We start from the raw sequence: 11,029 nt of genomic DNA, 5'->3' as shown, positions 1-11,029 counted from the left end.
TGTTTGGAAACAAACAGAATGCTATCGCTGCATAGTTGAACAGTGATGTTCAGCAATGTTCAGCGTAAATGTATCAGATTTAGGGTGGTAGGATTTCCTTGTTCTGTAGCGCCTTGGTAACCATGACACCTGAGCAAGAGCAGTGGCTGATTCGGGCCGTCCAGGAGTTGCAAGCTGCCCAGCAGAACCAGCAAGTTTTGATCCAAGAGCTGCGGGAAGGGCAGGCGATGCTGGCGCAGTTTTTCCGCGAGGCGCTGGATCGGTTTGATGCGCGCACCCGAGCCATTGAACGGCGCACGGAAGCTGTGGAGCGCCGCACCGAAGCTTTGGAACGGCGCACCGACGAGATGGCTCAAGAGATGAGGGAAATGCGGCAGGAGATCCGGGATCTGCGCCGCGATTTTCGCGATTTTTTAGAACGACGGTAGCCCCTCACCCCCGGCCCCTCTCCCTCAGGGAGCACTCCCTCACCCCCGGCCCCTCTCCCTCAGGGAGAGGGGAGTTAGTAGGGAGCCGCGCTGGATTACTCTAGAGGGAACTTTCACTGAGCTGGATCAGCCTTTTCCCTTCCTTGCGAGTTTGTCTATGTCTGTTATCCGTGCCCTGCATACCCAGTTGGTGAACAAGGAGCGCTCTGCTGAGGAGATCGCGCGCGAATACCTGGAGCGCCTGCAGCAACTGGAGCCGCAGCTGAGGAGCTTTATTACCGTGACCGAAGAGCTGGCCCTGCAGCAGGCTAGAGCGGTGGACGCCCGCATTCGCGCCGGGGAGACGATCGGCCCCTTGGCCGGGATCCCGTTGGCGGTGAAAGATAACCTTTGCACCCAAGGGATCCGCACCACCTGCGCTTCCCGGATGCTGGAGGGGTTCATCCCGCCCTACGAGTCGACGGTGACGGCGCGGCTGGCGGCTGCCGGCATGGTGACGGTGGGCAAGACCAACCTGGACGAGTTTGCCATGGGCAGTTCTACGGAAAACTCGGCCTTTCAGCGCACCGCCAACCCCTGGGACCTGACGCGGGTGCCGGGGGGATCCTCAGGCGGGTCGGCGGCGGCGGTGGCGGCAGACCAGGCGGTGGTGGCCCTGGGATCGGATACGGGGGGATCGATCCGCCAGCCGGCGGCCTTCTGTGGCGTGGTCGGCCTCAAGCCCACCTATGGGCTAGTCTCCCGCTATGGGCTGGTGGCTTTTGCCTCCTCTTTGGATCAAGTGGGGCCCTTTGGGCGCACGGTGGAGGACGTGGCCCTGCTGCTGCAGGGGATTGCCGGCCATGACCCCCTGGATTCCACCAGCCTCAAGGTGGAGATCCCGGACTACAGCCAGGCTTTGATCCCGGATATCAAGGGGTTCAAGATCGGCGTCATCCGCAACCTGCTGGGGGAAGGCTGCAGCGAGGAAACCCGTGCTGCTGTGGAAGCCGCCATCCAACACCTACAGGAGCTGGGGGCGGAGATCCTGGAGATCGACTGCCCCAGCTTTCGCTACGGCCTGGCCACCTACTACATCATCGCCCCTTCGGAAGCTTCTTCCAATCTGGCCCGCTACGACGGCGTCAAGTACGGCCTGCGGGAACCCGCCGACTCGCTCTTGGCTATGTACGGCAAAACGCGCGCCCGCGGCTTTGGGCCGGAGGTGAAGCGGCGCATCATGATCGGCACCTATGCCCTCTCTGCCGGCTACTACGACGCCTACTACCTCAAAGCCCAGAAGGTGCGCACCCTGATCAAGCAGGATTTCCTCAGGGCCTTCGAGAAGGTGGATGTGCTGGTCAGCCCCACCACCCCCACGCCGCCCTTCAAGGCGGGGGAGCGGGAGGATCCCTTGAGTATGTACCTGTGCGACCTGATGACGATCCCGGTCAATTTGGCGGGCCTGCCGGGGCTGAGCCTGCCCTGTGGCTTTGCCAACGGTCTGCCCATTGGCCTGCAGATCATAGGCAACGTCTTGCAGGAGAGCAAGGTGCTGCGGGTGGCCTATGCCTATGAGCAGAGCACCGACTGGCACAAGCGGCGACCTCCCCTGGGACAGCCCCCCCTTGAGCAGGCCCAGGGAACCGCTCAACAGCCCAAAGCCAAGAGCAAGTCCACCAAGGGGAGCAAAAAATCCAAAAGCTGAGCCCACTAGGCCATGCCCATCTGGTTGGCTGCCGAGAAGCGCTCCATGAAGCGCAGGAAGCGCTCCCATTCTGCTTCTGTTTCCATGTCGTAGATCACTTCCAAGGCCTTGAATTCCCCGTTCAAGAACTTGGCTTTGATGTTGCGGGTGGTCAGCTCCCCTTCCTCGTCGATCATCCGCATGCCAAGGATGCTTTGCGTGTCGGACTTCAGCTCCTCAAAGCGAAAAATGGCGGATCCCCGCTTGCCGGTTTTGGATTTCAGCAACCGCACCTGCGTTGGCACTTCTGGAATACCGGGAGAAAACTCAATAGTGGCCATAATTTTTAAAAAAACTCATTCAAGTCATTATAGTTGTTCCAAACACGATGATTAAGACACTTTGTCGCTGACCCAAGCGATCCCCGCCCCTAGCGGCCCTCACCCCCAGCCCCTCTCCCAAGGGGAGAGGGGAGCTGGAGATCGATGGATAAGCTGTTTCCCAGCCATTTGCTAGGTGGGGATCGGATCCCCGGCCAGAAACTTTTTCAACTCCCAAGCGGCCATCTGCTCCAGGTGGTAACCGGCCTGGCGCTGCGCCTCGGCCACATCCGGGATCCGGTCACAGAGGGCAGCAACTCTAATGGGAAGGGGTCGGGCGGCCAAGTCGGCCCGGGCTGCCGGGGTGGCCTGGCCACAGAGAATCAGCAGGGGCTTCTGGGCCACCATGGCCTGCTCCAGCACCGCCCCCACTACCTTGCCCATGCTGCTCTGTTCGTCAAGGCGGCCCTCGCCAGTTACCACCAGATCGCAGCGGCGGAGACGCTCCGGCAGGGCCAAGTGCTGGGCCAAGAGCTGGATCCCGGACTCCAGGGTGGCGCCCAAAAAAGCCACCAATCCTGCCCCCAGCCCGCCGGCGGCGCCGGCCCCTGGGATCCCCTCCACGGCCCGGCCCAGATCCCGCTCCACCACCCTGGCCCACTGCTGCAGTGCCTGCTCCAATTGCCGCACTTGCTGGGGAGTGGCGCCCTTCTGGGGGGCAAAGACGGCAGCCGCCCCCAACGGGCCAGTGAGGGCGTTCTGCACATCGCAGAGGCCGCGGATGCGCTTGCCTTGCCAAATGCGCTGTTTAGGTGGCTCGATGCGCGCCAGGCGGGCCAGCTCCCCTCCCCCCCAGCCGATGGGATCCCCGGCCCCATCCAAGAGGCGATAGCCCAAGGCCTGCGCCATCCCCGCACCCGCATCGACGGTGGCGGATCCGCCCAGCGCTATCCAAATCTCGGCGATGGGATCCCGGCAGACGGCCCGCAACAGCTCCCCCAGGCCATAGGTGGTGGTGCGGGTGGGATCCCGCTGCTCAGGGGGCACCAAGGTCAGGCCGGCCACCTGGGCTACTTCCAGCAGCGCCCGCTCGCCTGCCACCCCGTACTCGGCCCAGACGGGATCCCCCAGCGGGCCAGTGACCCACAGCCCTCGTTTCTCTCCCCCCAGCGCCGGCAACAAGGTCTCCAGCGTGCCCTCGCCCCCATCGGCCAGGGGGAGTAGCTCCACCTTGGCCTTCGGCAAGACCTGGCGGATGCCCCGGGAGATGCTCTCCGCTGCTGCCTTGGCTGTCAGGGATCCTTTGAAGCTATCCGGGCAGATCAAAACCCGCCGAGGTGGGCGGCTGAACTCAGATCCCTGGTCTGGTGAACCCATACCCAGCATCAGCCCTAAAACGTCCTCGGCGGCAACAGAGAGGATGGATTGAACTTGGCTGCGGGCCCGCAAGGCTGAGCCCGGAGCTATTGGGCACTGCCCCCCTCCGCTGTTGGAGGTTGATCCGGTGTTGAAGGTTGGGGAGAGGGGACGGCGGCGGATGAGTTGCCCAAAGACTGCTCCAGGGCCAGACGCTGCTCCATCACCCGCAGAAAGTAGCCACCCATCATCGCCCCGGAGAGCATTTTTGCCAAGCTCTCGCGGTTGGTGATGATTTGAACGCCAAATTGGTCTGGCGGCAAACTGCCCACCAAGCTGCGAATGTTGTGGCCCAAGATCTCCAGCACCTCCGGCGACGAGTTGCGGGCGATGTCTTGAAAAACGCTGGGATCCTGAGACTGCAGATATTGCCAGAGCCGGTTGTTGGGGCTGGGCGTTTGCGCGGCCTCAAAACCAGGAATGAAATTGATCGGGCTCGACATGGAGTCACCAAGCTCCCCAAACACAGCAAATCTAGCCCAACTCGGAGCTGTTGGCCCCATTCCTTAGGCCTTCGCAGCTCCGCCAATTGGGCTATGTCAAACCTAACACCCGAGCCTCGCCGCCTTCGGTACGGGATCCCACCCCTTTGAGGCGGCAAATGCCGTACCTCGGGAGGCGCCGCCTCGGAGATCAACCGTCGGCCTCGGGGATCCCCTCTGCCGGCTCCTCTTCAGCTTCCGCCGGATCCCTGATAAACGAAGCGGGCACCACCGTCACTCCTACAATGCTGTCCTCCGGATCCAAGCGCTGCACCAGCACCCCTGTCGCCTCGCGAGACTGAGTGGGGATGGCCTTGGCCAACTGGCGCATGACAATGCCTCTGGCAGTTACCAACAGGATCTCGTCCTCGGCATTGACGATGCGCAGGGCAGCCAGCTCATCCGACTCCTGGCGGAACTTAGTGGCGATCACCCCCTTGCCGCCCCGGTTTTGCCGGCGGAAGTGGTCGATGGCCGAGCGCTTGCCCCGCCCTTCTTTGGTAATCACCAGCACCCAGGGGTTGGCCAGCCTCTCCCCCTCTCGCTCAGCGGCCATCACCGACTCGGCAAAGATGATGTCCATGCTGACGATGTCGTCGCCGGGGTTGAGGGTGATGGCCCGCACGCCGCGGGTGGCTCGCCCCAGGGGGCGCAGTTGCTCGTCATCTGCCCGGAAGCGGATGCACATGCCCTGGCGGGTCGCCATAACCACATCGTCGCTGGAGCGGGCGCGGCGCACCCAGCGCAGCTCATCGTTTTCCTCCAGAGAGATGGCAATCAGGCCGTTGGAACGCACATTGGCAAAGGCGCTGAGGGCCGTTTTTTTGATGTAGCCCGCTCGGGTGAGCATCACCAAGTATTCGTCGTCGCTGAACTCGCTCACGGGCACCATCGAGGTAACCCGCTCTTCCCGAGTGATGGGCAGCAACTGGACGATGGCGCTGCCGCGGGCGGTGCGGCTCCCCTGCGGGATCTCGTAGGCGGGCAGGGTATAGACCATCCCCCGATCCGTGAAAAAGAGGATAGTGTCGTGGCTGCGACAGGCAAAAAACTGCTCGATGGCATCGTCGTCTTTGATGCGGGCGCCGGCCTTGCCGCGGGTGGCCCGCCCCTGCACCTGGAACTCTTCAAGGTCCATGCGCTTGATGTAGCCCTGCTCGGTGAGGAAGATGACCGTCTCGCGGTTCTCGATCAGATCGGCAACCTTGAGCTCACAGTCTTCCAGGCAGAGGCGGGAGCGGCGCGGGCTGGCAAAGCGGCTCTTGAGCTGCTGCAGCTCTTCGCTGATGATCTGCATCACCCGCTCCCGGCGGGCCAAAATATCCCGCAAATCGGCAATTTGCCTCACCAAGTCTTCGTGTTCGGCCTGGATTTTCTCCGCTTCTAGGGCGGTGAGGCGGCGCAGTTGCATCTGTAAAATGCCATCGGCTTGCGCTTCGCTCAGGCCCAACGTTGCCTGCAACTCAGCTCGGGCTGTGGCGGCATCGGCGGCTCCGCGGATGAGGGCGATCACCCGATCCAACTGCCCCAAAGCCAAAAGGTAGCCCTGCAACAGGTGATCCCGCTCTTCGGCTTTCTGCAGCTCGTAGCGGGTGCGCCGCTCGATCACCTCTGCCCGAAAATCCAAGAAAGCCTGCAGTGCGTCCCGCAGCGTCAGGGTGCGCGGCTCGCCGTTGAGGATGGCCAGCATGTTGACCCCGAAGTTGCTCTGCAGGGGGGTTTGCTTGTAGAGGTTGTTGAGCACCACCTGAGGCTGAGCATCCCGCTTCAGCTCGATCACCACCCGCATGCCCTCGCGGTCGCTTTCGTCGCGGATGTCGGCAATGCCCTCCAGTTTTTTCTCGTTGACCAGCTCGGCAATTTTTTCAATCATGGCTGCCTTGTTGGTTTGGTAGGGCAGCTCGGTGATGATGATGGCCTCCCGCGTCGGTCGGCCCCGCTGCTCGATGGTCTCCACCGTGGCCACCCCCCGCAAGGTGATGGAGCCGCGCCCGGTAGTATAGGCTTCGCGGATGCCTTCCTGGCCCATGATCAGCCCGCCGGTGGGGAAATCGGGGGCCGGGATCCACTGCATCAGCTCCAGGCTGGTCAGGTTGGGGTTGTGGATGAGGGCGATCAGGCCGTCCACCAGCTCTCCCAGGTTGTGGGGCGGGATGTTGGTGGCCATGCCCACGGCAATGCCAGAAGAACCGTTCAACAGCAACTGCGGGATCCGCGCCGGCAGCACCAGCGGCTCCTGCTGGGATCCGTCGTAGTTGTCGATGAAGTCGACGGTGTTGGCGTCGATATCCTGCAGCAGGGCTTCCTGGGCAAAAGCGGTGAGGCGGCACTCGGTGTAGCGCATGGCCGCCGGCGGGTCGTTGTCGATGGAGCCGAAGTTGCCGTGCCCGTCCACCAGGCGCTCCCGCATGGAGAAGTCCTGGGCCATGCGCACCAGGGCTTCGTAAACCGCCTGATCCCCGTGGGGATGGTATTTCCCGATCACATCCCCCACGACGCGGGCGCACTTGCGAAAAGGGCGATCCGCCGTCAGGCCCAGCTCGTGCATGGCGTAAAGGATGCGGCGATGCACCGGCTTGAGGCCGTCGCGGGCATCCGGCAGAGCCCTCCCGACAATCACGCTCATGGCGTATTCCAGGTAGGACTGCGCCATCTCCCGCTGCAGGTCGGTGGAGATGATGCGCGCGGTCAATTCGTTGTCGCTCATGGGTGGGGGTAGAGGTGAGGGATCCCGGTCGGCTTGGGCGCGGGCACGGTTCGAGGTTACAAAGCTGTCGCAGCAGCAATCGCCATTGCCGGCCAACGGTCGGCAACCCAGGAAACTAAAATAAAGTGCGCCTGCGTCTAGTCTACCATTGCCTTTTGCCGGGGCAGAGGGAGTTGCCCGGAGCCGCCCCCTGTCCCAAGGGGATCCCTGAAGACATTTATAGATAAAAATCTATCCTCTAATCGGGGCGTTATGGTAACGCTCAATGATAGGCTGCCTATAGCATTGAGGGCAGTGGGGCATGTTGGGCCAAGTGACGGGGCAAGGTGGGGGAGTGCTGGCTTGGCGTCGGCGTCTGAGCCTAGAAAACTGGCGTGGGGATCTCTTCGGTGGCCTGACGACGGCTATTGTCTCGCTGCCGATGGCCCTGGCCTTTGGGGTGGCTTCTGGTGCCGGGCCGGTGGCGGGCTTGTATGGGGCGGTGTGTGTGGGCTTTTTTGCTGCCCTGTTCGGCGGCACTCCCACCCTCATCTCCGAGCCCACCGGGCCGATGACTGTGATGATGACGGCAGTCATTGCCAAGGTTACCGCCAGCTATCCGAACCAGGGACTGGGGCCGGCCTTCACGGTGGTGATGGTGGGGGGCCTGTTTCAGGTGCTGTTTGGATCCCTGAAGCTGGGCAAATACATCACCCTCATGCCCTACAGCGTTATTTCCGGCTTTATGTCCGGGATCGGCTGGATCATGATTTTGCTGCAGATCCCGCCGCTATTGGGCCACGCCAGCCAGGGAGGAGTGATTGGGGCGGTGCAGAACCTGCCGACCTACCTGCTCAATCTCAAGATGCCAGAGCTGGGGCTGGGGCTGCTGACGCTTGCCATCCTTTTTGGCTATCCCAAGCCCTGGCGACGGGTGGTGCCGCCGCAGTTGGTGGCTTTGGTGTTGGGAACGCTGGTGGCCAGCTTGTTCATGGCCGATTGGGATTTGCGGCGCATTGGCCCCATCCCCACCGGCTTGCCCCAGGTGCAATGGCCGCAGTTGCCCTTTGCTTCCCTGGCCAGCTTGGTGTTGGACGGGGTGGTGCTGGGCATGCTGGGCTGTATCGACACCCTCTTGACGGCGGTGATTGCCGACAACCTCACCCGCACCCGCCACGACTCCGACCAAGAGCTGATCGGGCAGGGGATCGCCAACCTGGTCTCCGGCTTCCTGGGGGGCTTGCCGGGGGCGGGGGCGACCATGGGCACGGTGGTGAATATCCAGTCAGGGGGACGTACGCCCTTGGCGGGCATCACCCGCGCCCTCATCCTCTTGATGGTGGTGCTGTTTGCCGCTCCCCTCACCCAAGGGATCCCGATGGCGGTGCTGGCGGGGATCGCCTTTAAGGTGGGGGTGGATATCCTCGACTGGAGCTTCCTGAAGCGGGCCCACCGCCTCTCCCTCAAAGGGGCAGCCATTATGTACGGGGTGATGTTCATGACGGTGTTTGTGGATCTCATCGCTGCAGTGGGAGTGGGAGTGTTTGTGGCCAACTTGCTCACCATTCAACGCCTCAGCGAGATCCACTCCGAAGAGGTGAAAGCCATTACCGATGCCGATGATGCGGTGGATCTCACTCCCCGTGAGAGGGAATTGCTGCGCCAGGGCCGCGGCCAGGTGCTGTTGTTTTACTTGAGCGGCCCGATGATCTTCGGGGTTTCCCAGGCCATTTCCCGCCAATATCAGGCGGTAGCCTCCTGCCAGGCTTTGGTGGTGGACCTATCGGATGTGCCAATGCTGGGGGTTTCGGCGACCCTCTCCCTGGAAAATGCCATTCGCGAGGCCCTAGATCGCGGCAAACAGGTGTGGATTGTCGGCGCCAGAGGCCGCATCCGGCAGCGCTTGGAAAGCCTACGTTTGCCCCTGCCGGCGGAGCGGTTTGTGGAAAGCCGAGAGGCCGCTTTGGCCGAGGCCGTCGCCCACTTGGGCTTGGCGGCAAAACCCAGCCCCCTAGTTTGAGCCATCTCGACTGGCCCGAGGACAAAAGCTGTAGGCTTTTTGCAGCACCTCTATGGACTGGAAGGGTCGGATTGCCTACTTGGCAACCCTGCATCGCAAAGAGGAGGTGATTGCCCCTCTCTTGGCCGAGCATCTGGGGATCCAGGTGCAAGTGATACCTCTGGACACCGACCAACTGGGCACCTTCTCGCGGGAGCGGCCTCGGCCAGGGGATCCCCTACAGACTCTGCGCCTGAAGATTGCAAGGGCTTTGCAGGATCATCCTGAAGCTCTGGGCTTGGCCAGCGAGGGATCCTTTGGCCCCCACCCCCAGATCCCTTGGATCCCTTGGAACCAAGAATGGGTCATGCTCAGGGTTTTTGAACCCGGCGCGGAGCCCTTGGAGCTGGTCGGCTATGCAGAGAGCACCCAAACCAATTTCAGCCATCGCTGGGTGCAGAGCTGGGCAGAAGCGCTGGACTTTGCCCAAAGGGCGGGTTTTCCCCAGCACGCCCTGATCGCCCTCGACCAGCCAGAAAAGCCCCAGGTTATCCACAAAGGAATCCAAGACGAAGCTACCCTGAAGCAGGTGGTGGGGGAGCTGCTGGCTCGGCAGGGTGGCCTGCATCTGGAAACCGACATGCGGGCCATGTGCAACCCAACCCGGCTCCAAGTCATCGCAGCCGCCACCCAAAACCTAATCGCCAAAGCCCAAAGCCTGTGCCCGGCCTGCGGCACTCCTGGCTACTGGCAGATCCGCTCGGTCTCTGGACTGCCCTGCGGCCAATGTGGCGCCCCCACCCCCGTGGCCAAGGCTTGGGTATATGGCTGTGCTCGCTGTTCCCACACCCACACCGAGCCTGTGGCAGAGCCCTGGGCGGATCCCGCTCAGTGTGCCTTTTGTAATCCCTAGCTTTGTCCCAAGCTTGACGTCAAGCCCAGGCTTTCATCCCCCCAGAGGGGCTGATGTAAGAAAATAGGGATCCAACCCAGTGGATCCCTACTTAGCAACTTGGATGTCAGCGCAGGGATTTTAAGAACTAGAAAGTAAACACAGCTCGCAAAGCCCCCACGCCAATGGTTGGGTCGTTGTCTCCGGGTCTGCCGCCATTGGGGTTGCTCACAAAGTAGGCAGCAGGCGTTAGAGTAATGTACTCGTTGACCGGGAAGCTGTAGTAGACGTCCACAACGAAGGGGCGAGTATCCCACACTCCGTCGTTGTCTGTGGTCACGATTGGCTGCCCAAATACAACCCCGCCTTTGGCACCCTCCACAAAGAGGTCAGGGAAAACAAAGCCAAAGAGGAAACCATTAAAGTTTTCCTCACCCGGATCCACAGTGCCAGCCGGTACCACGTTGGGCAAGTTGTAATCCACATTGCCAGCAGTAAACCAGCCAGATACGATGACGCGGGGGGTAATCTCCCAGTTGGCAGCCACAGAAAAGGCGTTCACCTGTGCAGAGGTGGACACATTGGTTACTCTCAGAGGGCCACGGAAAAGAGCTGTACCGTTGGCCAAGAACTCAGGGCCATCGTTTGCCGTCTGCAGATAGGTACTGGCAAACTGCAGGTAAATCTCTAGATTTTCATTCGGCAGGAAGCCCAGCTCCACCGCGTGGGCGCTATCGCTACCGGTTATACCGCTGTCGCCGAAGCCCTTGCCTAAGGCTTGAGCGTTCCTGGTGCTGTAGCTGTAGGCCAAGCGCAGTTGATCGGAGAGTCGGTAGCGGAAGCCAAACAGAGCTCCACCTGGCACATCCGCCGTGGAGTTGGGAGCATCAGCAAAGTCGGAGAGAGCTTCGAAGGGTGTGCTGTAGTTGAATACATCGAACACACCTGAGCCAACGATACCCGTGTAGATGGTAGCTGCTTGGTTGAAAGCTGGGAATTGGTAGATCAGCTTGGCCAGGGTGAAAGTGCCACCGCCACGGCCGCCAAACTCAAGGCCGGGATCCCCATCAAAGAACTCAGTCACAGCATCGCGAGCTTGGAGACGAATGCGCAGGCGATCGCGACCCACAAAAGAAGCAT

9 protein-coding genes are annotated in these 11,029 nt (G+C 61.7%); 4 read left to right on the top strand and 5 right to left on the bottom strand.

What is annotated here, in order from left to right; translation table 11 throughout:
- Positions 1-122 precede the first annotated feature (122 nt).
- Together NW855_RS10815 and gatA are read left to right on the top strand one after the other, a co-directional pair.
- Positions 123-428, top strand: a complete 306-nt coding sequence (locus NW855_RS10815; protein WP_414508746.1) for a hypothetical protein — start codon at positions 123-125, stop codon at positions 426-428.
- Positions 429-585: 157 nt separating this feature from the next.
- On the top strand, positions 586-2,115 hold the full coding sequence (gatA, locus tag NW855_RS10810) for an Asp-tRNA(Asn)/Glu-tRNA(Gln) amidotransferase subunit GatA (protein ID WP_414402906.1): 1,530 nt from the start codon (positions 586-588) through the stop codon (positions 2,113-2,115).
- Positions 2,116-2,120: 5 nt separating this feature from the next.
- On the opposite strand, the gene psb28 is transcribed toward gatA, so the two are convergent.
- From psb28 to gyrA, 4 genes are all read right to left on the bottom strand, one after another.
- Entirely contained in the window at positions 2,121-2,435 is a 315-nt protein-coding gene (gene psb28 / locus NW855_RS10805) for a photosystem II reaction center protein Psb28 (protein ID WP_011430265.1), read from the bottom strand.
- 171 nt (positions 2,436-2,606) lie between these two features.
- Positions 2,607-3,791: a glycerate kinase gene (locus tag NW855_RS10800; protein ID WP_228375490.1), complete on the bottom strand. Its 1,185-nt coding sequence runs from the start codon at positions 3,789-3,791 to the stop codon at positions 2,607-2,609.
- An 86-nt stretch (positions 3,792-3,877) separates the two neighbouring features.
- Positions 3,878-4,273 carry a DUF760 domain-containing protein gene (locus tag NW855_RS10795; protein WP_011430263.1) on the bottom strand — a complete coding sequence of 132 codons (396 nt, stop codon included), beginning with the start codon at positions 4,271-4,273 and terminating at the stop codon, positions 3,878-3,880.
- Between the two features lie 190 nt (positions 4,274-4,463).
- Positions 4,464-7,019 carry a DNA gyrase subunit A gene (gene gyrA / locus NW855_RS10790; RefSeq protein ID WP_099812131.1) on the bottom strand — a complete coding sequence of 852 codons (2,556 nt, stop codon included), beginning with the start codon at positions 7,017-7,019 and terminating at the stop codon, positions 4,464-4,466.
- A gap of 301 nt (positions 7,020-7,320) precedes the next feature.
- Between gyrA and NW855_RS10785 the strand changes: the two genes are divergently transcribed.
- Positions 7,321-9,018: a SulP family inorganic anion transporter gene (locus NW855_RS10785; RefSeq protein WP_414508745.1), complete on the top strand. Its 1,698-nt coding sequence runs from the start codon at positions 7,321-7,323 to the stop codon at positions 9,016-9,018.
- Between the two features lie 52 nt (positions 9,019-9,070).
- Positions 9,071-9,910, top strand: coding sequence for a DUF6671 family protein (locus NW855_RS10780; protein ID WP_414508744.1), 840 nt, complete (start codon positions 9,071-9,073; stop codon positions 9,908-9,910).
- 127 nt (positions 9,911-10,037) lie between these two features.
- Here NW855_RS10780 and NW855_RS10775 read toward each other — a convergent pair.
- Positions 10,038-11,029, bottom strand: a 992-nt coding sequence (locus NW855_RS10775; RefSeq protein ID WP_414508743.1) for an iron uptake porin, incomplete at its 5' end; no start/stop codon positions are given.

This window comes from Synechococcus sp. RC10B2 (assembly GCF_047502635.1).
The sequence above is the reverse complement of the archived record's forward strand: the minus strand, read 5'-3'. Positions and strand labels throughout refer to the sequence as shown.